18 protein-coding genes are annotated in these 23,880 nt (G+C 70.3%); 10 read left to right on the forward strand and 8 right to left on the reverse strand.

Annotated elements, in window-relative coordinates:
- Window positions 1–13 precede the first annotated feature (13 nt).
- Complete coding sequence (locus ABFX50_RS09620; RefSeq protein ID WP_346145137.1) at window positions 14–1,075, forward strand: alpha/beta hydrolase family protein; 1,062 nt, start codon at window positions 14–16, stop codon at window positions 1,073–1,075.
- On the opposite strand, the gene ABFX50_RS09625 is transcribed toward ABFX50_RS09620, so the two are convergent.
- Window positions 1,076–2,833, reverse strand: a complete 1,758-nt coding sequence (locus tag ABFX50_RS09625; RefSeq protein ID WP_346145139.1) for an ABC transporter ATP-binding protein — start codon at window positions 2,831–2,833, stop codon at window positions 1,076–1,078.
- Between the two features lies 1 nt (window position 2,834).
- On the reverse strand, window positions 2,835–4,523 hold the full coding sequence (locus tag ABFX50_RS09630; RefSeq protein ID WP_346145141.1) for an ABC transporter ATP-binding protein: 1,689 nt from the start codon (window positions 4,521–4,523) through the stop codon (window positions 2,835–2,837).
- Between the two features lie 100 nt (window positions 4,524–4,623).
- Here ABFX50_RS09630 and ABFX50_RS09635 point away from each other — a divergent pair, with 100 nt between their 5' ends.
- Window positions 4,624–5,073 (forward strand): hypothetical protein, encoded by a 450-nt coding sequence (locus ABFX50_RS09635; protein ID WP_346145143.1) that lies wholly within the window; start codon window positions 4,624–4,626, stop codon window positions 5,071–5,073.
- Between the two features lie 204 nt (window positions 5,074–5,277).
- Here ABFX50_RS09635 and ABFX50_RS09640 read toward each other — a convergent pair whose 3' ends face one another.
- On the reverse strand, window positions 5,278–5,886 hold the full coding sequence (locus ABFX50_RS09640) for a TetR/AcrR family transcriptional regulator (RefSeq protein WP_346145145.1): 609 nt from the start codon (window positions 5,884–5,886) through the stop codon (window positions 5,278–5,280).
- Between the two features lie 70 nt (window positions 5,887–5,956).
- Between ABFX50_RS09640 and ABFX50_RS09645 the strand changes: the two genes are divergently transcribed.
- Window positions 5,957–7,366, forward strand: coding sequence for an MFS transporter (locus ABFX50_RS09645; protein WP_346145147.1), 1,410 nt, complete (start codon window positions 5,957–5,959; stop codon window positions 7,364–7,366).
- Window positions 7,367–7,425: 59 nt separating this feature from the next.
- Here the strand turns inward: ABFX50_RS09645 and ABFX50_RS09650 are convergent, their stop codons facing one another.
- From ABFX50_RS09650 to ABFX50_RS09660, 3 genes are read right to left on the reverse strand one after another with little or no spacing between them, the layout of a single operon-like run.
- A complete protein-coding gene (locus tag ABFX50_RS09650; RefSeq protein ID WP_192777938.1) occupies window positions 7,426–8,166 on the reverse strand; it encodes a succinate dehydrogenase/fumarate reductase iron-sulfur subunit in 741 nt (246 codons plus the stop codon).
- Window positions 8,163–10,085, reverse strand: coding sequence for a fumarate reductase/succinate dehydrogenase flavoprotein subunit (locus ABFX50_RS09655; RefSeq protein WP_346145150.1), 1,923 nt, complete (start codon window positions 10,083–10,085; stop codon window positions 8,163–8,165). The genes ABFX50_RS09650 and ABFX50_RS09655 overlap by 4 nt, the downstream gene beginning before the upstream one ends.
- On the reverse strand, window positions 10,082–10,837 hold the full coding sequence (locus tag ABFX50_RS09660; RefSeq protein WP_346129101.1) for a succinate dehydrogenase cytochrome b subunit: 756 nt from the start codon (window positions 10,835–10,837) through the stop codon (window positions 10,082–10,084). Before ABFX50_RS09660 ends, ABFX50_RS09655 begins: the two co-directional genes overlap by 4 nt.
- Window positions 10,838–10,979: 142 nt before the next feature.
- On the opposite strand from ABFX50_RS09660, the gene ABFX50_RS09665 reads away from it, so the two are divergent.
- From ABFX50_RS09665 to ABFX50_RS09695, 7 genes are all read left to right on the forward strand, one after another.
- The gene (locus tag ABFX50_RS09665) at window positions 10,980–11,963 is read left to right on the forward strand and encodes a LysR family transcriptional regulator (protein WP_346145152.1); all 984 of its coding nucleotides are present in this window, start codon (window positions 10,980–10,982) and stop codon (window positions 11,961–11,963) included.
- Window positions 11,911–13,062: a SpoIIE family protein phosphatase gene (locus ABFX50_RS09670; RefSeq protein WP_346129099.1), complete on the forward strand. Its 1,152-nt coding sequence runs from the start codon at window positions 11,911–11,913 to the stop codon at window positions 13,060–13,062. The genes ABFX50_RS09665 and ABFX50_RS09670 overlap by 53 nt, the downstream gene beginning before the upstream one ends.
- 3 nt (window positions 13,063–13,065) lie before the next feature.
- A complete protein-coding gene (locus ABFX50_RS09675) occupies window positions 13,066–14,580 on the forward strand; it encodes a sensor histidine kinase (RefSeq protein WP_346145154.1) in 1,515 nt (504 codons plus the stop codon).
- A complete protein-coding gene (locus tag ABFX50_RS09680; protein ID WP_183655468.1) occupies window positions 14,577–15,026 on the forward strand; it encodes a response regulator in 450 nt (149 codons plus the stop codon). Before ABFX50_RS09675 ends, ABFX50_RS09680 begins: the two co-directional genes overlap by 4 nt.
- A 161-nt stretch (window positions 15,027–15,187) precedes the next feature.
- Window positions 15,188–15,976: a hypothetical protein gene (locus ABFX50_RS09685; protein ID WP_183655466.1), complete on the forward strand. Its 789-nt coding sequence runs from the start codon at window positions 15,188–15,190 to the stop codon at window positions 15,974–15,976.
- A gap of 12 nt (window positions 15,977–15,988) precedes the next feature.
- Window positions 15,989–17,857 carry a fumarate reductase/succinate dehydrogenase flavoprotein subunit gene (locus ABFX50_RS09690; RefSeq protein ID WP_346145157.1) on the forward strand — a complete coding sequence of 623 codons (1,869 nt, stop codon included), beginning with the start codon at window positions 15,989–15,991 and terminating at the stop codon, window positions 17,855–17,857.
- Window positions 17,854–18,609 carry a succinate dehydrogenase/fumarate reductase iron-sulfur subunit gene (locus tag ABFX50_RS09695; protein WP_346145159.1) on the forward strand — a complete coding sequence of 252 codons (756 nt, stop codon included), beginning with the start codon at window positions 17,854–17,856 and terminating at the stop codon, window positions 18,607–18,609. Before ABFX50_RS09690 ends, ABFX50_RS09695 begins: the two co-directional genes overlap by 4 nt.
- Window positions 18,610–18,933: 324 nt before the next feature.
- Here ABFX50_RS09695 and ABFX50_RS09700 read toward each other — a convergent pair whose 3' ends face one another.
- Complete coding sequence (locus ABFX50_RS09700; RefSeq protein ID WP_346145161.1) at window positions 18,934–20,682, reverse strand: hypothetical protein; 1,749 nt, start codon at window positions 20,680–20,682, stop codon at window positions 18,934–18,936.
- A gap of 98 nt (window positions 20,683–20,780) precedes the next feature.
- Entirely contained in the window at window positions 20,781–23,603 is a 2,823-nt protein-coding gene (locus tag ABFX50_RS09705) for a hypothetical protein (RefSeq protein WP_346145163.1), read from the reverse strand.
- Between the last annotated feature and the right edge of the window lie 277 nt (window positions 23,604–23,880).

Consider the following 23,880-nt stretch of genomic DNA (forward strand, 5'->3'; position numbering starts at 1 on the left):
CAGAGTGATCCGCATGAAGACCCCCTATGTCGTCGCGGCGGCCCTGTCGCTCAGCCTGCTCGCCTCCCCCTCCCACGCCGAGAGCGCCAAGCCCTCCCTTCCCGAACCCACGGGGACGAAGAAGGTCGGCACGACCTCCCTCCACCTGGTCGACACCGAGCGGCGCGACCCCTGGAACCAGGAGGCGGCCGCCAGGGAGCTCATGGTCTCCCTCTGGTACCCGGCCGCCAGTTCAGGAGGAAAGCGCGTGACCTACCTGACGAAGGAGGAGTCGGCCGCCGTCCTCAAGGACTTCGACGTGCCGCCCGAGTCGCTCACCGCGACCCGGGTGCACGCCAGGGTGACCGCACCGCCCTCACGGGCGCGCCTGCCCCTGGTGCTGATGTCGCCGGGGTTCAGCTTCCCCAGGGCCACGCTGACCTCGCTGGCCGAGGACCTGGCCAGCAGGGGCTACCTGGTGGCGGCGGTGGAGCACACCTACGAGTCGGTCGCCACCACCTTCCCCGACGGCAGGACCACCACCTGCCTGGCCTGCGTCCGAGGCCAGGACGGCGAGAAGGTCGCCCAGGGAAGGGTCGCCGACCTGCGGTTCGTCCTCGACCAGCTGCTGAGGCGGGGGCTGGTCGACCGCTCCAGGATCGCGGTGGTCGGCCACTCGATGGGCGGCAACAGCGCCGCGCACGCCATGCTGGCCGACCCGCGTGTCAAGGCGGGCGCGAACCTGGACGGCACGTTCCAGCCTGTCGTGCCGAAGCTGGACAAGCCGTTCCTCATGGTCGGCAGCCCCAGGCACGTCCCCGACGGGGGCGACACCACGTGGCCGAGGTCGTGGGCGAACATGACGGGGTGGAAGCGCTGGATCACCGTGGCCGGCGCCGACCACTCCTCGTTCGTCGACTACGCCGTGCTGAGGCCGCAGCTGGGCCTGCCCGCGCCCGAACTCGACGGAGCGCGGGCGCTGCGGATCACCCGCGCGTATCTGGCCGCCTTCCTCGACACGCACCTGCGGGGCAGGGACGAGCCGCTGCTGGACGGCCCGTCCAAGGCCTACCCCGAGGTGCGGTTCTGGAAGTGATCAGCGGGCGGTCGGCGCGGGGCTGCCGTGCCAGCTGGCCCACAGGGCGGCGTAGGAGCCGCCCTCGGCCACCAGCTCGTCGTGCGAGCCCAGCTCGCTGATCCGCCCGTCCTCCACGACCGCCACCCTGTCGGCGTCGTGCGCCGTGTAGAGGCGGTGCGCGATCGCGATCACCGTGCGCCCGTCGAGGACGGCCGCGAGCGACCGTTCGAGGTTGCGCGCGGCCCTGGGGTCGATCAGCGAGGTGGCCTCGTCGAGCACCAGCGTGTGCGGGTCGGCCAGGACGAGCCTGGCCAGCGCGACCTGCTGGGCGTGCGCCGGCGAGATCGCCGTGCCGCCCGAGCCGACCGTGGTGTCGAGCCCGTCGGGCAGCGACTCCACCCAGTCCAGCGCGTCCACCGCCCTGAGCGCGTCGAGGACCTGCTCGGAAGTGGCGGAGGGCCGCGCGATCAGCAGGTTGTCGCGCAGCGTGCCGCGGAAGACGTGATGTTCCTGGGTGACCAGCGCGACGTGGCCGCGCAGGTCGTCCAGGGGCAGGTCGACCAGCGACACCCCGCCGACCGTGACGGCGCCGGTGCGTGGACCGTGGATGCCGGCCAGCAGCCTGCCGAGCGTCGACTTGCCCGCGCCCGACGGCCCGACCATCGCCAGCCGCTCTCCGGGGCGCAGCGACAGCGACACCCCGTGCAGGACGTCGTGGCCCTCGCGGTAGGCGTAGCGCACGTCGGAGGCGGCCAGGTTCTCGCCCGCCGGCACCGACGTGCCCGCCGTACCGTCGTCGGGGACGTTGGCCACGCCCAGCAGGCGCGCCATCGCCGCCCCGCCGACCTGGAGCTCGTCGATCCACATGAGGAACCTGTCGAGCGGGTCGATGAGCTGCTGGGCGTAGATCAAGGCGGCGGTGACCTGCCAGATCGACACCCAGCCGTTGGCGTAGAACAGCCCGCCGACCAGCAGCGCGGAGACCACGGGGATCACGTAGCCGAGCTCGACCATGGGGAACCACACCGTGCGCAGGCCGAGGGTGTACCGCTCGGCCGCCCACGACCTGGAGATGTCGCCGTCGGTGCGGGCGTGCCTGCGCTCCTGCAGACCGAGCGCCTCGATCGTGCGGGCGCCCTCGACCGTCTCGGCCAGCCCCTCGGTCATGTCCGCGTAGGCGGCGTTCTCCCGCAGGTAGCCGTCGCGCGCCCGGGCGAGGTACCACCGGGTGGAGAACCAGATGATCGGGACGGCCAGCAGCATGGGCAGCATCAGCAGCGGGCTGACCAGCAGCAGCGCGCCCACCGTGATCACCCCTGTGACCAGCGCGATCAGCGTCTCCGGCACCGCGTGCCGCACGGTCCTCGACAGCGAGTCGACGTCGCGCGAGGTCCGCGTGATCAGGTCGCCCGAGCCCGCCCGCTCCACCGTGGACAGCGGCAGCGCGAGCACCCTGTCGACGAACTCCTCGCGCAGCTCGGCGAGGACCTTCTCACCCAGCCTGGAGGAGGCCAGCACCGCGAAGCGGATGAGCACCGACTGCAGCACCAGGAACGTTCCGATGCCGACGGCCACCAGCGTGACGTTGATGTCGGTGCCGTCCTGCACGCGCTGGACCAGGCCGCCGAGCTGCCACGGCACCGCGAGCCCCGCCACGGCGGCGAGGCCGTGCAGAGCGAGGGCGACAGTCAGCTCACGCGGGTACTTCAACGTCAGCCGCCTGGCGTAGGCGCGAACCTGCGTCTGGTCGGCGACGGGGAGAATCTCCCGAGCCATCTCAGTCCTCCCCTCTCGTCACGGTCGCCGCGTAGGCGGGTTCGGTGGCCAGCAGGTCGCGGTGGGCGCCTTCAGCGCGCACCCTGCCGTCCTCCACGTAGATCACATGGTCGGTGCGGTCGAGCACCAGCGGGCTGGTCGTGCAGACCAGCGTCGTCCTGCCAGCGCGCGCCTTGGCGAGCCGCTCGGCGATGCGCGCCTCGCTGTGCGCGTCGACCGCGCTGGTCGGCTCGACCAGGATGAGCACCTCGGGGTCGGCGACCAGCGCCCTGGCCAGGCGCAGCCGCTGCTGCTGCCCGCCGGAGAACTCCCTGCCCGCCTCGGCCACGTGGGCGTCGAGGCCGTCGGGCAGCGCCTCGACGATGTCCTCGGCGCAGGCGGCGTGCAGCGCCTGCCGTACGGCCTCGGCCGAGGCCTCGCCCCTGACGTCGAGCTCGTCGCGCAGCCTTCCTGCGAACAGCCTGGCGTTGTTGTCGGCGACCAGGACCCTGGAGCGGACCTCGGCCAGCGGCAGCGTGCCCAGGTCGGTGCCGCCGAAGGAGACCTCGCCCTCGCTGTAGCGGCCCAGACGGTCGGCGATCGCGATCGCGTCCTCCGGGGTGCCGCCCGCGAGCGCGGTCAGCGTGCCGGGCCTGACCGTCACCCCGCTCTCGGCGTCGTGCAGGAGGCCGCCGTGCGAGCTCTCCTCGCCGCCCGAGACCTCGGGCTCGATCGAAAGGATCCTGACCACGCGCCTGGCGGCGACGTGGCCCTTGGTCAGCTTGTCGGCGGCCTCGGTGAGCGTGCGCATCGGGCCGATCAGGAAGACGGCGTAGCCGTAGAAGGCGACGAGCTGACCTGTGGTGATCTGACCGTCGACGGCGAAGGAGGCGCCGATGCCCGTGACGATCGCGATGAGCACGCCGGGCAGCAGGATCTGCGCGCCCTCCAGCATCGACTCGACGCCCGCGACGCGCACGCCCGCGTGCCGTACCCGCTGGGACTCCTCGCGGTAGCGGTCGGCGAAGACCTCCTCGCCGCCGATGCCGCGCAGCACCCGCAGCCCCGCGACGATGTCGGCCGCCCTGGTGGACAGCTCGCCCTGCAGCTCGCGGTGGGCCTGCTGACGCTTGTGCAGCGGCTTGAGCAGCGGGCCGACGGCGATCGCCATCAGCGGCACGCCGACCAGCACCATCAGCCCCAGCTCCAGCGAGGTGGAGATCAGGATCACGGTCACCGTGACGATCGCCACGACGGAGCCGACGCCGCGCAGCAGGATGTCCATCGAGTTGCCGATGTGGGCGATGTCGGAGTTGCCGACGCTCACCACCTCACCGGTGGACAGCCGCTTCGGCAGCGTCGCGCCCAGCCTGGTGGCCTGCCTGGTGGTCACCTGGACCGTCCTGTAGGCGGCGGCCAGCCAGTTGTAGACCGCCATCCTGTGCCGCATGATGCCGGCGTAGGCCTGCACGAGACCCAGCCCGAACAGCACCGCCGACCAGGTCATCAGATCGTCGGTGTGCTTGCCGGTGACCGCGTCGATGCCCTTGCCCAGCACGAACGGCATGAGCGCCTGCGCGAACCACCACAGGATGGCGAAGCTGATGCCCACGGCAAGGGCGCCCGCCTGGCGGCGCGCGGTCCAGAGGAGGTAGCGCGTGGGCGTGCGGATGTCAGGGGTGCCAGGATCGGCCTGGGGTAGGGAGCGCATAGCTCGTCAAGATTGACAAAGTCCGTGCTGACCAGGCAAACCATTTTCCCCGCCCGGAGCCGCCGCCGCCACGGGTCATCCCGTGGGACGATCCCGATCTATGACCACGAAACTCATCGGAGTCGCGGCCGCCGGCGTCCTGGTGACCGCCGCCGTCGCCCCCGCCGCCCACGCCGACACCGGCCTCAAAACCGTGTACGGCTGGGCCAAGAAGTCGGGCGACTCCGCCATGATCCTCACCCCCTCCAAGGCGACGCTGGGCGAGATCGGCGAGAGCGGTCTGCCCGGCTGGCACCTGGGCAAGCGGACCGGCAAGCCTGTCAGGATCGACTACACCGAGGGCCTCGACTTCCGCCAGATCAACAAGAAGTGCGGCAGGCGGGCGGCCGGCTACCCGCACGACAAGTACACCAAGAAGGGCTTCGGCGCGGTCAGGTGCACCCCCGGCGACCTGTGGTCGCTGCTGGGCAAGGGCCGCCTGGCCGTCAGGGTCGTCTACGACCCCGCGGGCCCGATGGCCGTCAAGGTCTACGAGCTGAACCTCCCGTAGCACCCGGCCTCTGGCGCTGATAAACCCCAGAGGCCCCGCGCGGGCCTGCCCCCGAAGGGAAGACCGGGCTTCCCCGGCTCCTTCGCCGCCTGGCCCGCGCGCAGCGCGAGACCGGCGTCGCGGACGTGCCGGCCAGGTCGAGCCTGGAGCAGATCAGGCGGGCGTGGGGGCTGCCCGCGGTGCCGTCCCTCGCCTGAGGGCCGATCAGGCCCTGTAGACCCCCGCCCTGGCCGCCGTCGCGGCGGCCGTGGCGGCGCGGTCGGCCACGCTCTCGTCGAGAGGGTCGCCGCTGGCCAGCAGGCGGTAGTACAGCGGGGCCGAGACCGCGCGGATGACCTCATGAGGGTCGGTGCCCTCAGGCACCTCACCCCGCTCCACGGCGGCCGCCACGCATCCCGCCCACTCCTCGATCCTGGTCGCGTAGAAGCGGTGCAGGGCGGCGGCGGTGCGCTCGTCACAGGTCGCGGCGGCGATCATCGCCTTGAACAGCGCGCCCTGCCGGGGATCGGTCAGGGTCCTGACCACGAGCCTGGCGTTCGCCCTGAGGTCCTCGTCCAGGGAGCCCGAGTCCGTGCGGGGCGTGGACTGCTCGGCCATGTCGACGAGGAGGTCGGCGATCAATCCTGTGGTCGTGGACCAGCGCCGGTAGACGGTCGTCTTGCCGACCTCCGCCCTGCGGGCGACGTCGGCGAGGTCGAGGCCGTCGAGGCCGTGCTCGACCAGCGCGTCGCCGGCCGCCTGGAGGACGGCGGCGCGCACGCGGGCGGTGCGTCCACCCGGCCTGACGGTGCCATAACGGGACTCCAGTTCCATTACCGATCCTCTCGTGCTAAGTTGCTCTCAGCTTAACGGTACTAGAGACCCGTTAGAAGAAGGGCTCCCCATGTCCACGCTCACCCACGCCGAGCCGCAGACCGCCATGACCGGGCGGCAGAAGCTCGTGCTCACCCTCCTCCTCGGCGCCCAGTTCATGATCGCCGTTGACTTCTCGATCCTGAACGTCGCGCTGCCCGTCGTCGGGGAGGGGCTCGGTTTCTCCCTCACGCACCTGCAGTGGATCGCCACCTCCTTCGCGCTGGCGGCCGCCGGGTTCACCCTGCTGTTCGGCCGCGTCGCCGACCTGGTCGGACGCAAGCGGCTCTTCCTCGGCGGCATGGCCGTACTCGGACTCTCCTCCCTCATGGGCGGCCTCGCCACCTCGCCCGAGATCCTGCTGATCGCCAGGGTGCTGCAGGGGCTGGCGACCGCCGCCGTCACCCCTGCCGGCCTGGCGTTGCTCACCACCGCCTTCAAGGAGGGGCCGCTCAGGGAGCGGGCGCTCGGCCTCAACGGCGCGCTGATGTCGGCCGGATTCACCGCGGGCGCCATCCTCGGCGGGCTGCTCACCGACCTGCTCTCCTGGCGCTGGGCCTTCTTCGTCAACGTGCCCGTCGCCGCGCTCGTCCTGGCGCTGGCCCCCTCTGCGATCACCGACTCGCGGCCTGCCGTACGGCCGAAGCTGGACGTTCCCGGCGCGATCACCGTCACCGGCGGGCTCCTCGCGCTCGTCTACGGCCTCACCCAGGCCGGCGAGACGGGCTGGACCACGCCCACCACGCTCGCGGCCCTCATCGCCGGCCTGGTGCTCCTCGTCGGCTTCTGGTTCGTCGAGCAGCGGGCCGACGCTCCCCTCGTCCCTGTGCGCATCATGAAGCGGCGCAGCGTCATCTGGGGCAACACGGCAGGGCTCATCGCCTTCGTGACCGAGACCTCGCTGGTCTTCCTGCTCACCCTCTACCTGCAGGAGGTCCTCGGCTACTCGCCGCTGGCCACCGGGCTCGCCTTCGGGGTCCTGGGCCTCGGCACCGTCCTCGGCGGCACCCTCGGCGGACGCGCGGTCGGCCGCCTCGGCACCAGGGCCACCATCATCGCCGGCGGCCTCGTCCAGGCGGTCGCCACCCTCGCCCTGATCGGCCTCGGGACCTCGGGCTCCTCGATCTGGCTGCTGCTGGCCGCGACCTTCGTCGGCGGCGTCGGCAACATGCTGGTGATCGTCGGCTTCATGGTCACCGCCACCTCGGGGCTGCCCGACGAGGAGCAGGGCCTGGCCACCGGCCTGGCGACCATGACCCAGCAGGTCGGCATCACGATGGGCATCCCGATCATGAGCGCCGTCGCCACCGCCAGGATGACCGCGCTCGGCGACACCGGCGCCGAGGGAGTGCTCTCGGGGGTCTCGGTCGCGATCCTCGTCAACTCCGCCCTGGTGCTGGTGGGCGCCGTCCTCGCCGCCGCCTTCCTGAAGCGCAGGTGACGACAGCGAAGCGGGCCGTGCCTCCGGAAGGGAGGCACGGCCCGCAGTCGCGCGAGGACCTACTTGGCGTTGGCCTTGAGGTAGTCGCTGTTCATCCTGGCGATCGTGTCCAGCGGGATGCCCTTCGGGCAGACGGCCGTGCACTCGCCGGTGTTGGTGCATCCGCCGAAGCCCTCGGCGTCCATCTGGTCCACCATCGACTTGGCCCTGGCGATCCGCTCGGGCTGGCCCTGCGGCAGCAGGGAGAGGTGGGTGATCTTCGCCGCGGTGAACAGCGAGGCCGAGCCGTTCGGGCAGGCCGCGACGCAGGCGCCGCAGCCGATGCAGGTGGCCGCGTCGAAGGCGTCGTCGGCGTCCTCCTTGCGCACGGGCAGGCTGTGGGCGTCGGGCGCCGAACCGGCGGGGACCGAGACGAACCCGCCCGCCTGGATGATGCGGTCGAAGGCCGACCTGTCCACGACCAGGTCCTTCACCACCGGGAAGGGCGCGGCCCTCCACGGCTCGATGGTGACGGTGGCGCCGTCCTCGAAGTGACGCATGTGCAGCTGGCACGTCGTGGTGGCGCGCTGCTCGCCGTGCGCGACACCGTTGATGACCATGCCGCACATGCCGCAGATGCCCTCGCGGCAGTCGTGGTCGAAGGCGATCGGGTCGTCGCCCGCCAGGATCAGCTGCTCGTTGACGACGTCGAGCATCTCCAGGAAGGACATGTCGGGAGAGACGTCCTTGGCCTGGTAGGTCACCATCCGGCCGGAGTCCTTGGGACCGCTCTGACGCCAGACCTTAAGGGTGAGGTTCACTTGTAGCTCCGCTGGCTCATCTTGACGTACTCGTACTCGAGCGGTTCCTTGTGCAGCACGGGCCCCTCGGGGGTGTGCTCCCACGCCGACACGTGGGCGAAGTGCTCGTCGTCGCGCAGCGCCTCGCCGTCGGCGTCCTGCGACTCGGCGCGGAAGTGGCCGCCGCACGACTCGGTGCGCACCAGCGCGTCCAGGCACATGAGCTCGGCCAGGTCGAAGAAGTCGGCGACGCGCCCCGCCTTCTCCAGCACCTGGTTCAGCTCCTCCGCGGTGCCGGAGACCTTGACGTCGCGCCAGAACTCCTCGCGCAGCGAGGGGATCAGCTCCAGCGCCTTGCGCAGCGACTCCTCTGTGCGCTCCATGCCGCAGTACTCCCACATGATCCTGCCGAGCTCCCTGTGGAAGGAGTCGGGGGTGCGGGTGCCGTTGACCGACAGCAGCTTGTCGATCTTCGTGCGGACCTTGATCTCGGCCTCGGCGACGACCTCCTCGTCGACCTCGCCGTACGGGCCGTTGGCCAGGTAGTCGCCGATGGTGGTCGGCAGGACGAAGTAGCCGTCGGCCAGGCCCTGCATCAGCGCGGAGGCGCCCAGGCGGTTGGCGCCGTGGTCGGAGAAGTTCGCCTCGCCGATCACGAACAGCCCCGGGATCGTGGACTGCAGGTCGTAGTCCACCCACAGGCCGCCCATCGTGTAGTGCACGGCGGGGTAGATGCGCATCGGCTGGGTGTAGGGGTCCTCGCCGGTGATGCGCTCGTACATCTCGAAGAGGTTGCCGTACTTCTTCTCCACCGCGTCGCGGCCGAGCCGGTTGATCGCGTCGCGGAAGTCGAGGTAGACGCCCAGCCCGCCGGGGCCGACGCCGCGTCCCTCGTCGCAGACGTTCTTGGCGGCGCGGGAGGCGATGTCACGAGGGACCAGGTTGCCGAAGGCGGGGTAGATCCGCTCCAGGTAGTAGTCGCGCTCGGCCTCGGGGATGTCGCCGGGGGCGCGCGTGTCGCCCGCCGCCACCGGGACCCAGACCCTGCCGTCGTTGCGCAGCGACTCCGACATCAGCGTCAGCTTCGACTGGTACTCGCCGGACACCGGGATGCAGGTCGGGTGGATCTGCGTGTAGCAGGGGTTGGCGAAGTAGGCGCCCTGCTCGTGCGCCCGCCAGATCGCCGTGGTGTTGCAGCCCTTGGCGTTCGTGGACAGGTAGAAGACGTTGCCGTAGCCGCCGGTGGCCAGCACGACCGCGTCGGCCATGTGCCGCTCGATCTCGCCGGTGACCATGTCGCGCACGATGATGCCGCGCGCCCTGCCGTCGGAGACGATCAGCTCGAGCATCTCGTGCCTGGTGAACATCTCCACGGTGCCCGCCGCGACCTGCCGCTCCAGCGCCTGGTAGGCGCCCAGAAGCAGCTGCTGGCCCGTCTGGCCCCTGGCGTAGAAGGTGCGGGAGACCTGCGCGCCGCCGAAGGAGCGGGTGTCGAGCAGCCCGCCGTACTCACGGGCGAAGGGGACGCCCTGCGCGACGGCCTGGTCGATGATGTTCACCGACACCTGGGCCAGGCGGTAGACGTTCGACTCGCGGGCGCGGAAGTCGCCGCCCTTCACCGTGTCGTAGAACAGCCGGTAGATCGAGTCGCCGTCGCCCCTGTAGTTCTTCGCGGCGTTGATCCCGCCCTGCGCGGCGATGGAGTGCGCGCGGCGCGGGGAGTCCTGGTAACAGAAGGACTTCACCTTGTAGCCCAGCTCGCCCAGGGTCGCGGCGGCCGAGCCGCCCGCCAGACCGGTGCCCACCACGATCACCTGGAGCTTGCGCTTGTTGGCCGGGTTGACCAGCTTGGCGCTGAACTTCCGCTTCTCCCAGCGCTCCTCGATGGGACCGTCGGGAGCCTTGGTGTCGCGGATCTCCGCGCCCTCTGTGTACTTCACTTGCCGAATCCGATCATGATGGCGATGGGCGGGGCCAGGAAGCCCAGGACGATCACGGCGGAGACGGCGCCGGCGGCGAGCTTGAGCGTCCGCTGGCGGTCCTTGGCCCAGCCGAGGGTCTGGAAGCCGCTCCACAGACCGTGACGAAGGTGCAGGCCGACCATGACCAGCGCGATGACGTAGATGAGGGTGACCCACCAGCGCTCAGGCTGGAACCCGGCGATCATCCGGTCGGCCGGCGAGGAGTCGAAGCCCTTGGGGTTGACCACACCGAAGGTCAGGTCGAGCAGGTGCCAGACGAGGTAGAGCGCGATCGTCACGCCGCCCCAGCGCATGATGTGCGTGGTGTAGCCCTGCGCCTGCGACTTCTTGGCGACGTACTTCACCGGCCGCGCCCTGCCCGCGCGGCGGGCCAGGGAGATCGCGGCCCACATGTGCAGCACGACGCTGATCAGCAGGATCGCCTCAAGGACGGTCAGCACCGTCCGGTACGGCACCAGCGGCTCCCCCAGCGTGCGGAGCGCGTGCGCGTACTCATTGAAGGAGTCGTTGCCGAGGAAGATCTTGAGATTGCCCAGCATGTGCAACGCGAGGAAGCCGACCATGATGGCGCCCGTGACGGCCATCACGACCTTCTTGCCGTTGGAGGAGCCCAGGAACCCGCCGGTCTTCTTGGGCGTTGAAGGCTGGGAAGCCTTCGCTGGGGAGGTAACCGGCGCGGTGGCGGACCCGCGCTCAATGGTGGCTGTCACGTCTTCTGACGCTAATTACGCTGCAGTTATCCGTCCAAGTCATCATGGTTCTGGTTTCGATAGCCAACGGCTATTTATCCGGCAGGACACGGCTTGGCCCCGCGTCGGTGCGATCAATCTCACACCCCGTACGCTGTGGAAAGTGCAGCTCCAGCAGCTCGCCTACTTCGTCGCGGTGGCGGAGACGAGGCACTTCACCCAGGCCGCCGAGCGGATGCGTGTCGCGCAGCCGTCGCTGAGCAAGCAGATCAAGGCGCTGGAGACGGAGCTGGGCGCGCCACTGTTCTCCCGCGCGAGGGGGAACGTCACGCTGACGCCCGCCGGCGAGTCCCTGCTGCCGCTGGCGCGCAGGATGCTGGCCGACGCCGACACCGCCCGGCAGGAGGTCGCCGAGCTGGCCGGGCTCCGGAGAGGCAGGGTACGGCTCGGCGCCACCCCCTCGCTCTGCGCGGGCCTGCTGGCCGACGCGCTGGCCCGCTTTCATCGTGAGTACCCGGGGATCGAGCTGCTCGTCGAGGAGGGCGGCTCCCGTGACCTGGTCAGAGCGCTCGCCAGGGGGCAGCTCGACCTCTCGGTCATCATCATGCCGCTGCAGAGCGACGACCCCGCGCTGGTGACCGAGGAGATCCTGCGGGAGAACCTCGTGGTCGCCTCGCCTTCGCACGCGCGGGTCCGCAGGCCGTACCTTCGGATCGAAGACCTGCGCGGGCGGCCGATGGTGATGTTCAGGCGGGGCTACGACCTGCGGGAGGCCACGCTGGCCGCCTGCAGGCAGGCGGGGTTCGAGCCCAGGTTCGCGGTCGAGGGCGGTGAGATGGACGCCGTGCTTCGCTTCGTCGAGGCCGGCCTCGGCGTGGCGGTGGTGCCCTCGATGGTGCTGGACGGGCGTCCAGGGCTGACTGGCATCCCGCTGGCGCCGCCCGGGCTGCGCCGGACGATCGCCCTGGCCCACAGGAAGGACGTCGAACCGACCAGGGCCGCGCAGGCCTTTCGCGCTACCTTGCTCTTCTTCCTCGCGGAAGCGGAACATGGGGGCGAACTACCCCAAGGTGTCGAGCTCATCAGAGGTGTACGTGACAGCACACGGCCTGCCAGAGATGCCGCCCCTGCTGCTGATCGAGGATGACGCGGGCGACGCCTTCCTGGTCGAGGAGCTGCTCCAGGAAGTGGAGAAGCCACCCACGATCACCTGGGCGCGCAGCATCGCCGAGGCCAGACAGCGCTTCAACCGCGACATCCAGTGCGTGCTCGTCGACCTGTCGCTGCCCGACGCCGACGGCATGGAGGCGCTGCGCGAGGTGCTGGCCATGGCGCCCGACGTCGCCGTGCTCGTGCTGACCGGGCTCAACGACGCGCACGTGGGCATCGCGGCGGTGGCCGAGGGCGCCGAGGACTTCCTCGTCAAGCAGGACGTCGACGCCCGCCTGCTGGCCAGGGCCATCCGCTACGCCATCGAGCGCAAGCGCGCCGACCTGGCCCACCAGCGGCTCATCCAGTCGGAGCTGACCAGCAGGGAGAACACCCGCCTGGAGTACGGCCTGCTGCCCGTGCCGCTGCTGCCGCAGGGCCCCGTCGCCCATCAGTGCCGCTACCTCCCAGGACGGCAGCGCTCCCTGCTGGCAGGCGACTTCTACGACACCGTGCAGGGCTCCGACGGCGCGATCCACACCGTCATCGGCGACGTGTGCGGACACGGCCCCGACGAGGCGGCGCTCGGCGTGGCGCTGCGCATCGCCTGGCGGACGCTGACGCTGGCGGGCATCCACGGCAACGAGGCGCTCCAGACGCTCGACACCGTGCTCAAGCACGAGCGCAGGTCACCGGAGATCTTCACCACGCTCTGCACCGCCACCATCGACCCCTCGCTGCGGCACGCGACCATGCACCTGGTCGGCCACCCGCCACCCGTCCTGATCAGAGAGGGCCGGCTCGACGTGGTGCGAGGCGGGCCTTCGGGTCCGCCTCTCGGCATCTTCCCCGAAGTCGCCTGGCGCGCCATCGACGTGCCGCTCGGCGAGGAGTGGTCGATGCTCCTCTACACCGACGGGCTGACCGAGGCGACCGTCGGCGGCGGGCCCGACCTGCTGGGCACCGACGGGCTGCTGCGGATCATCGACGAACACGGCGGCATCGACCTCGACCGGATCATCGACAGGGTGACCGAGATCAACAGGGAAGCCCTCTCCGACGACCTCGCCGCCGTGCTGATCTCCAGGAAGGGGTGAGCGATGGCCCGCCCTCGACCGCTGCCTCCGCCCAACCCGCCCACCGGGTACGGCAGGCTGCCCATCGGCCGCTGGTTCATGTTCGCCGGGATCGTCGGCCTGCTCGTCCTGGTGGCGGGGGCGACGCTCACCACCGGCACGCTCGCGCGGCTCTCCGAGGCGCGGCACGAGGTGATCGACGTCGTGGACCCCGCCGCGCTGGCCACGCTCGACCTGTCGGTGGCCCTGGCGGCGCAGGAGGGCGCGGTCAGGAGTTTCGGCCTGACCTCGGACCGCCAGTACCTCTCCGCCTACCGGCAGGCGCGCGCCGACGAGGACCGCGCCGTCGACCGCGTCGCCGGGCTCGTGCCCGGCCACAGGCTCGAGGCCATCAGGCGGGCGAGCGCCGCGTGGCGCGCGCAGTACGCCGAGCCCGTCCTCGGGGGCGCGGGCCTGACGAGGGAGAACGCGAAGGTCAACAACGTCAGGTTCGGCGAGGTCAGGACGGCGCTCAACGCCCAGCGCACCCATCTCGAGTCGCTGCACGCCTCCAGATCCCAGCAGCTTGAGCAGCGTGCCGGCAGCTTCACCTTCGCCCTCGGCCTGCTGGCGGCCGTCCTGGTGGGGGTGCTCATCCTGCTCGGCGTCATCGTCAGGCACGTGGTGCTGCGCCCCGTGGCCGAGCTGACCTCGCAGGTCCGCGCGGTCGCCCAAGGCGACTTCGACCGCTCGCTCAAGGTCGACCGTCCCGCCGAGCTGTCGGAGCTGTCGGGCCACATCGACGCGATGCGCCGCAGGATCCTGGCCCAGTGGCGCGCCTCGGAGGAGCAGGCGCAGGAGCTCCGGCGCTCGAACGGCGAGCTGGAGCAGTTCGCCTACGTGGCCAGCCACGACCTGCAGGAGCCGCTGCGCAAGGTCGCCAGCTTCACCCAGATGCTGGAGCAGCGCTACGGCGACCAGCTCGACGACAAGGCCAAGCAGTACATCGCCTTCGCGGTCGACGGCGCCAAACGGATGCAGCTGCTCATCAACGACCTGCTCGACTTCTCCAGGGTCGGCAGGGTCGGCGCGGAGAAGGTGCCGCTCGACAGCGCGCTCCCGCTGGCCGACGCGCTGCACAACCTCGCCGTGCGGGTGGAGGAGTCGGGCGCGGACGTCTCCCACGGCCCGCTGCCCGAGGTCGTCGGCAACAGGACCCAGCTCTCCCAGCTCTTCCAGAACCTGATCAGCAACGCGATCAAGTTCAGGGCCGACGAGCCGCCGACCGTCCGCATCGAGGCGCGCGAGAGCGGGGACGACATGTGGGAGTTCTCCTGCGCGGACAACGGCATCGGCATCGAGGAGAAGTACGCTGACAAGGTCTTCCTCATCTTCCAGCGCCTCCACACCCGTGACCGCTATCCCGGCACGGGCATCGGGTTGGCCCTGTGCAGGAAGATCGTGGAGTATCACGGGGGCAGGATCTGGTTGGACAGTCAGGAGCGGGAGGGTCACGGCACCACCGTGCGGTGGACTCTGCCAGGCAGGAGCCATGGATGAACCACGCGAGCCCCCTCGACGTGCTGCTCGTCGAGGACGACCCGGGCGACGTGCTCCTGACCCGAGAGGCCTTCGAGCTCAACCACGTCCGCACCCGCCTGCACGTGGTCAACGACGGCGAGGAGGCCATGGCCTTCCTGCGCAGGCAGGGCGGCTACGCCTCGGCTCCCAGGCCGGACATGATGCTGCTCGACCTCAACCTGCCGCGCAAGGACGGCAGGGAGGTTCTGGCCGATGTCAAGGGTGACCCCGATCTGCGCAGCATCCCGATCGTGGTGCTGACCACCTCGGAGGCCGAGGAGGACATCGTCCGCAGCTACAGCCTGCACGCCAATGCATATGTGGCGAAACCGGTGGATTTTCATCAGTTCATCCGAGTTGTCCGCCAAATCGATGATTTCTTTGTCGGCGTGGTTAAGCTCCCGTCCTTGGGGCAGCGTTTCTGACAGTGGGGTGACAGGAATCACATGCGGCCATCGAAAAAGTGAGTGACCCTTCTCACAAAACCCGATGCCGCCGTCGTAACGTATCCCCCACCAATGCGCGAGAGGCGAGTGATTCCACCACCCTCGCAGCAGCCATTCCGCGGGAGGTGGAGAGATCCGCGATGACCCAGACGACCCCTGAACCCCAGGTCAGAAGACAACGCGCACAGGTGAAGGTGCGCACGTTCCGCACGGACCGATGGTGGCTCGCCCCGCTACTGACCTTTCTGGGGCTGGCCTCGTTCCTCGTCTACGGCGTGTGGGCCGTATTCGACCCGAGCATCTACATCGAGCCTTACATCGCTCCGTTCTCCTCGCCGTGCCTGGCCGAGGCGACGTGTCCCGAAGGTGCGCGCCTGTTCGGGTGGGCCCCGATCGGGGACTGGTACACCTTGCCCGCCGGCCTGCTGATCCTCGGCCTGCCCGGTGGCTTCCGGTTGACGTGCTACTACTACCGCAAGTCGTACTACCGCTCGTTCTGGCTGTCCCCGCCCGCCTGCGCCGTCCAGGAACCGCACGGCAAGTACACGGGCGAGACCCGCTTCCCGCTGATCATCCAGAACATCCACCGGTACTTCTTCTACGGCGCGATCGTCATCGGCGCCGTCCTCACCTACGACGCGATCCTCGCGCTGATCCACAAGCCACTCGGAGTCGGCACCTGGATCCTGCTGATCAACGCGGCCCTGATCGTGGCCTACACGCTCTCGTGCCACTCCTGCAGGCACATCACCGCCGGGCGGCTCAACCACTTCTCCCGGCATCCGGTGCGCTACAGGGCCTGGACGTTCATCTCCAAGCTCAACGCCAAGCACCAGCCGCTCGCCTGGGCGTCGATGTTCTCGGTGATGGGCGCGGACTTCTACGTCCGTCTCGTGGCCAAGGGCATCATCAACTTCCCGTACGCGTAAGGATCCCAACAAGTGGAAATCGAGCGTCACGAATACGACGTCGTCGTCATCGGCGCAGGCGGCGCGGGTCTTCGGGCCGCCATCGAGGCTCGTCAGCAAGGCAAGCGCACCGCCATCGTGTGCAAGTCGCTGTTCGGCAAGGCCCACACGGTCATGGCCGAGGGCGGCGCGGCCGCGGCCATGGGCAACGTCAACTCCGACGACAACTGGATGGTGCACTTCCGCGACACCATGCGCGGCGGCAAGTTCCTCAACAACTGGCGCATGGCCGAGTTGCACGCCAAGGAGGCTCCCGACCGGGTGTGGGAGCTCGAGGCGTGGGGCGCGCTGTTCGACCGCACCAAGGACGGCAAGATCAGCCAGCGCAACTTCGGCGGGCATGAGTACCCCCGCCTGGCGCACGTCGGCGACCGTACGGGACTGGAGCTGATCCGCACCCTCCAGCAGCGGGTGGTCGCCCTCCAGCAGGAGGACTACGAGACCCACGGCGACTACGAGGCCTACATCAAGGTCTTCGCCGAGTGCACGGTCACCCGCCTGCTCAAGGACGGCGACGCCATCTCCGGCGCCTTCGGGTACTGGCGCGAGACCGGCAACCTCGTGCTCTTCGACGCGCCCGCGGTCGTGCTGGCCACCGGCGGCATCGGCAAGTCGTACGTGGTGACCTCCAACTCCTGGGAGTACACGGGAGACGGGCACGCCCTGGCCCTGCTGGCGGGGGCGAAGCTCATCAACATGGAGTTCATCCAGTTCCACCCGACCGGCATGGTGTGGCCGCCGTCCGTGCGCGGCATCCTGGTCACCGAGTCGGTCCGCGGCGACGGCGGCGTGCTGCGCAACTCGCTCGGCGAGCGCTTCATGTTCAACTACATCCCCGAGGTGTTCAAGGACAAGTACGCCACCACCGAGGAGGAGGGCGACCGCTGGTACACCGACCAGGCCAACAACCGCCGCCCTCCGGAGCTGCTGCCGCGTGACGAGGTCGCCAGGGCGATCAACTCCGAGGTGAAGGCAGGACGCGGCTCGCCCCAGGGCGGCGTCTTCCTCGACGTGTCCACCAGGCTCCCCGCCGCAGAGATCATCAAGCGGCTGCCGTCGATGCACCACCAGTTCAAGGAGCTGGCCGACGTCGACATCACCACCGAGCCCATGCAGGTGGGCCCGACCTGCCACTACATCATGGGCGGCGTCGAGGTCGACGCCGACACCGGCGCGGCGGCCGTCCCCGGCCTGTTCGCGGCGGGCGAGGTCTCGGGCGGCATGCACGGCTCCAACAGGCTCGGCGGCAACTCGCTCTCCGACCTGCTGGTGTTCGGACGGCGAGCGGGCGCGGGCGCCTCCGCCTACGTCGACTCCCTGCCTTCGAGGCCCGCCGTCTCCCAGGAGAGCGTCGACAGCGCGAGGGCCGAGACGCTCGCCCCGCTCGAGCGCTCGGGCGAGAACCCCTACGAGGTCCACGCCGAGCTCCAGCGGACCATGAACGACCTGGTCGGCATCATCCGCAAGGCCTCGGAGATCTCCGAGGCGCTCGAGGTCGTGGAGAAGCTGAAGGAGCGCGTGCACCTCGTCGGCGCGGCCGGAGGACGCATCTACAACCCCGGCTGGCACCTGGCGCTCGACCTGCGCAACATGCTGCTCGTCTCCGAGTGCGTGGCCAAGGCCGCGCTGCTGCGCGAGGAGAGCCGAGGCGGGCACACCCGCGACGACTTCCCCGGCATGAACCCCGAGTGGCGCCGCAAGCTGCTCGTCTGCTCCGCGACCGAGGACGGCTCCGCCGTCACGGTCGAGGAGAAGATCCAGCCGGGGATGCGCGAAGACCTGCTCGCCCTGTTCGAGGTGAGCGAGCTGAAGAAGTACCTCACCGACGAGGAGCTCTCATGAGTTACAAGGCGAAGTTCAAGGTCTGGCGCGGTGAGGGCGGCGAGGGCAAGCTCGAGGACTTCACCGTCGAGGTCAACGAGGGCGAGGTCGTCCTCGACATCATCCACCGCCTGCAGGCCACCCAGGCGCCCGACCTGGCCGTACGGTGGAACTGCAAGGCGGGCAAGTGCGGCTCGTGCTCCATGGAGATCAACGGCAAGCCGCGCCTGGGCTGCATGACCCGGATGTCCACCTTCACCGAGGACGAGACCATCACGGTCACCCCGATGCGCACCTTCCCCGTCATCAAGGACCTGGTGTGCGACGTGTCCTTCAACTACCAGAAGGCCCGTGAGGTCCCCTCCTTCACGCCGCCCGCGGACGTCAGGCCGGGCGAGTACCGGATGAAGCAGATCGACGTGGAGCGCTCGCAGGAGTTCCGCAAGTGCATCGAGTGCTTCATGTGCAACAACGTCTGCCACGTCATCCGCGACCACGAGGAGAACAAGCCGGCCTTCTCCGGGCCCAGGTTCCTCATGCGGATCGCGGAGCTGGACATGCACCCGTACGACGTGGCCGACCGCAAGGAGTCGGCACAGAAGGACCACGGGCTCGGGTACTGCAACATCACCAAGTGCTGCACCGAGGTCTGCCCTGAGCACATCAAGATCACCGACAACGCGCTGATCCCGATGAAGGAGCGCGTGGTGGACCGCAAGTTCGACCCGCTGGTCTGGCTCGGCAGCAAGATCTTCCGCCGCCCGAGCAGCTGACGCCCTCCCCCGGGGCCGCGCCCCACGGCCCCGGGGAAGCTCGTCCAGCCGCCGCGCACCTGCACTCAGATCCGAACCCCCGCCACCGCACCTGCACTCAGATCCGAACCGCCGCCACCGCACCTGCACTCAGGTCCGAACCGCCGCCTTCGCGCCGCTGCCCGTGTCCGAGCCCCGGTTCGTACGGCTGTCGCATCCCAGGCGCCGCCCGCCGTCGCCGGCTCGCGGCCCTCTCCGTGCGCTTCCCCAGCAGGACTTCGCTGCCCGCCGCAACGGCGAGCCGTCAGACCGCCCACCGCGACGAGCCGTCACACGTCACCGCGATCAGAACTCGCGGTGGTCGCGATCCTCCCTCATCGGCACGATCGACGTCTGGTCATCCTGCGAGACCTCGTCGTCCCTCCGCGCATCGCCGTAGCGCGAGGGATCACCGTATGCCGTGGCGTCGCCGTACGTAGAGGCGTCGTCGTAGCGCGGGGCGTCGCCGTACGTAGGGGCGTCGCCGTACTGGGGGGCGCCGTACTGCCATGGCTCGGCGTCGCTCGGCTCCACGCCCAACGGGGCGGATGCCACCGGATGCCCCGGGTGCGGCTCGTCGAAAGGAGCGTCGCCTCCGGGCGGGATGTCGCCCAGCGGCGGCTGGTCCGGGGCGACCAGCGGCTCGAACAGGTCCCGGTACTCCCGGCCCTCCGCCAGATGCCCCGAGGAACCCGCGCCGCTGTCAGCCACTTCGTCGCGGTAGCCCGGAGCGCCGCCGACCAGTCCGTCCTGGTCATCCGCAGCGCCGCCGTCAACCGGCCCGGCCAGGAAGCCCGCCGCGCCGCCCTCCGCCAGCCCGCCGCGGTAGCCCGCCGTGTCGGCCTCCGCCGACCCGTCACGGTAGGCCTGAACGTCGTCTTCGCGTCCCACGTGCCCCGTCATCAGGTCCGAGGGAAGAGGGTCGTCGCCCGCCACATGGAACTCGCGCGGCTGGAAGGCGTCGAACCGCTCGGCCAGGGGCTCCTCGTGCTGGAGGTGCTCCCGCTGCGCGTAGTCGTCCTGCGGGCCCGCCTGCTGGTGTCCAGCGTGCGTGTAGTCGGGCTGCTCGTATCCCGGCTGCGAGTAGTCAGGCTGCGTGTAGGCGGGTTCGGTGAATGCGGGCTGCGTGTATGCGGTCTGCGGCTGTCCGGGGTGCTGCGGGTAGCCGGGGTACTCGGCCGTCTGGCCCTGCTGGCCGTACATCGCCGGGTCCTGCGGGAAGGGCTGCTGGTAGACCGGCGCGTACTGCGCGGGCCCTCCGGGGTAGGTCTGCACAGGCACGAAGCTGATGATCGGCGCGTAGGCCGGAACCGCGCCCGCGAAGCCCGGACCCGCCGGGTAACCGTACGGCTCGGGGGCGCCGTCGCCACGGTGCCTGCCGGGCGCCTGGGGTCCCGCCCTGCGGACGGCGGCGGCGTGGGCCAGTCTGCGCAGCCTGCCCTCGAAGATGAGCACCGCGAACAGCGCCAGCAGCACCAGCACCAGCGCCGGGATGCCGAGCTTGCGGCTGAGGTCGACCTGGTTGTACTCGGGCGCCGCGTTGCGCACCACCAGTTGCTCGGAGTCGGTGGGCTCCGTGCTGGGCGTGCCCGTTCCCGGGTCCTGCGCGGTGCTGGGGTCCTGCGCCGCGGGGAAGGAGAACGTCGGCTCGAGCTCGGCGGTGGTGGGCGGCGGGACAGAGGAGGCGGTCGGAGCCACGGGCGGCGGCTGCACCGGCTGTTCCTGCGTCACCGGCGGGGTCGTCGGCGCCGGCGTGGTCTTCTCCGGTTCGGGCGCCTTGCTCGTCTTCTTCGCCTGCGTCGGGGTCACCGTGGTCGTCACGGTGGTCACCGGGTCGGTCGGGGTCGGCGTCGGAGTGGGGAGCGTGGTGGTGATCGTGACCGTGGTGACGACCTCGGTGGGTTCACAGGTCTCGCCCGCGTCACACGGAGGGACCACGTCGCCGGGGTCCGGATCCCTGGCCACCACCGACGCGCTGGCGACCTGACCGATGAGCGGAACTGCCGCGAGAACCACGCCGCCGCTGATGCCCAAGGAGAGCAGAAGGGCGGACACGGCTGTCAGTCGCCTCGGTGCCACCGCTGCCCTCCGCGCATTCCCGAACCTTGGTCAATGAGAATACTAGGGCGGTAAATGTAACAGCAAAGTCCGATTTACAACATCGGCTGAGTTTTCCGCCGGCTACGGGTTCTCTCTGCTTTCGCCACCACCCACAGTCCGCCGAGCAGCAGCACGAGGCCACCTCCCACGACGGGCAGCCCATTGGCGCCGGACGTGAGGTCCCACCGGTCTTCGGCCTGGGCTTTCACCGGGGGACTCGAGATCACACGAGGCAATGGTGCGGCGATGGCCGACGAACTGGGGCTGGGCTGCTGAGGTGGCGCCACCTGCGGCAATCGCAATTGAGGATCGTTCCACAATCCTCCGTTCGCACCAGAATCAGCGGTGGTGCTCTTGGGTGCGGCCGGCGCGGCGCCGAGCTGGGGCGCACCGGAATCAGCGAGCTGCGACGAGGCACTGGCCTGACTGGCGCCCACCTCCCCCAACCGCGCCTTCGCTGCATCACCAGACAAGCCCTGGCCTGTGGTCTTGGACCCTGTCGCGGTGCTCTTGGACCCTGTCGCGGATCCGGTCGCGGCGGCCTTGGACCCCGTCGCGGCGGCTTTGGACCCCGTCGCGGTGCCCTTGGTCCCGGTCGCGGCTCCCTTGGACCCTGTCGCGGTGGCCTTGGACCCGGTGGCGCCTCTGGATCCGGTGGATGCTTTGGATCCGGTGGCGGCTTTGGGTCCGGTCGCGGTCGCCTTGGGTCCGATGGAGGTGGCCTTGGACCCGGTGGCGGCGGCTTTGGAGTCGGTTGCGGTGGCACGGGGTCCGGTGGCAGCGCTCTCCAGGCCCGTGACGGTGCCCTTGGGGCCGGTGGCAGTGGTCTGGGGACCGGTGGTGGTCGCCGCGGGTCCTGTGGCGGTGGTGGCGCCTTCCAGGCCCATGGCGGCGGCTTCGGGCCCGGCGGCAGTGGATCGTGGTCCGGCGGCAGTGGCCGCAGGTCCAGCGGCGGCGCCCTGAAGGCCCGTGGCGACGGCCCCCGGTCGGGTGGCGGTGCCGTCATGCCTTGTGGTGACGGCCCCAGGTCCAGGGGCGGCGGCGGAACGTGGCCCGCCCTCGGCGTCCCGCACGCCCGCGCCCTGGGTGACCAAACCGTCGACGACGTTCGGGGCCACGCCGGGGATGAGGGAGTGCAGAAGCGAATTCCCGCCTCCCGTCAGCACACCGGGACGTGGGTTCCCGCCCTGGACGAGCGCGTGCGACTGCGCATGCGCGCCGGTGGCGAGCAGATCCGGACGAGGCTCCCCACCGGTTGCGGGCGCACCTGGACCCACGTGCCCGCTCGTGGCAGGGCCGCCGGAATGCACAAGCCCGCTCGCGGCAGGCCAACCCGGCACCACATGCCCGCTCGCGGCAGGTGAACCCGGGCCGTGCACAGTCGTGGCGGGCGCGCCCGGCACCACAAGCCCGGTCGCGGCAGGCGAACCTGGTCCCATATGCCCGGTCGTGACAGGCGAGCTTGGTCCGGTATGCCCGGTCATGACAGGCGAACCCGGACCCGTATGCCCGGTCGTGACAGGCGAACCCGGACCCACAAGCCCGGTCGTGACAGGCGAACCCGGACCCACAAGCCCGCTCGTGACAGGCGAACCCGGACCCACAAGCCCGCTCGTGACAGGCGAACCCGGACCCACAAGCCCGCTCGTGGTGGGCGAACCAGGACCGTGCCCGGTCGTTGCGGGCACGCCCGGAAGTGGGTTGTGGCCAGTGGCGAGCGAGTCGGCGACGGTGGCGGGTGAGCCGGGATGAGTCACGTACGAGTCGCTGCCCACAGCGCTCCAAGCCCCTTCCACGGCTGGCGGTCCCTCTCCGGGCGCGCTTGGCAGCAGTCCAGGAGGCGACACCGGCAGCGAGCCCGTGACCGAACCACCCTGCGGCGTCAGCATCGAGATCACGTGCATCTCGAAGTAAGAGACGGGCGGCTCATCCACGCGAACGCCCTCGGTCGAGGGGCCGCCGGCAACGGGTGCCTCGACCGTCTCGAGCCAGGCCTCGCCCACCTCGCCGTACGAAGGCTGGAAGTTCTGCGCCGCGCCGACCACCTTCGCGCTCGGCGCGGCCACCGCGAGCTCCCCGTCGGGGCCCTTCGTCATGATCTCTTCGTCCGTGGCCGTGTCGTCGGCCGCCGCGAGGTCGTCGAGCGAGCTCGCCATACGGGCGCCGGTCGGGGCCGGTGGGACGGGCGGGGCGATGCCCGCTCCGCCGTACCCTCCGATGCTGGTCATCGGGTCGGATGTCCGCGGCCGCGCCTGAATGGCGACCCGCGCCCTGGTGGTCTTGCTGAGCGTCTCGGTGCCCGCGCCCGCCTCCTCGCTCACCTGGGCGACGGCGGCCAGCACGACCTCCTGCGCCCCGCTCGGCACGACGAGCCTGACGTCGACCGTGCGCTCCCCTGCGACGTCCCCGAGGGCACAGACCGCCGCCCCCCTGCCCTGCGGAGCCTGCACGAGCTGCGGGGCTTGCGGAACGTGCGAAGCCTGCGGAACACCCGGACCCTGCGGAACATCCGGGCGCTCCAGGCCCTGAAGACCCTGCGGAGCATGCGAAGCCTGCGGAACATCCGGGCGTTGTGGACCCTGGAGACTCTGCGGAACATGCGAAGCCTGCGGAGCGTCCAGACCCTGCGGGCCAGGGGAAGTAGGCGGAGGCTGCGGGGGTGGGGAGACGAACGAGCCGTGCGGAGCCTGTGAAGGCTGTGGGGACGGCGCGGCGGCGGGCTGGGGGGCGCACTCCACCGTGGCCAGCGCCTTGGACGGCCTGGCCGCCACCGCGAGCATCGCGTCGCGAGCCTGCCCCTCGACAGCGATCCTGAAGCGCAGCACGTCGCCCGTGCGCAGCCAGTGGCCCAGGTCAGGGTCGCCGAGGCGCTCCACGCGGAGCCCCACCTTCGGCGCCTTCCTCGGACCCTCAGGCAGCGAGAACCCGCTCGCCCCTCCGACGATCTCCCCGACATTCCCGGCGTTGTCCCCGAGACGCCCGGCGGAAGGGGCGTCGAAACCCGCGGCCGCCGAGGTCGACGCGGTCGCCAGGATCAGCGCCCCCGACCCCACCGCCGACATGATTCGGGCGCGATGCCACCAACTCACTGCGCTTCCCCGATTCCCCTATACAGGCGCGAACCTACAACACGCCCAGTAAGGGTTATGTCAC

It is taken from the genome of Nonomuraea recticatena (genome assembly GCF_039533245.1).
Lineage (GTDB): Bacteria > Actinomycetota > Actinomycetes > Streptosporangiales > Streptosporangiaceae > Nonomuraea > Nonomuraea roseola.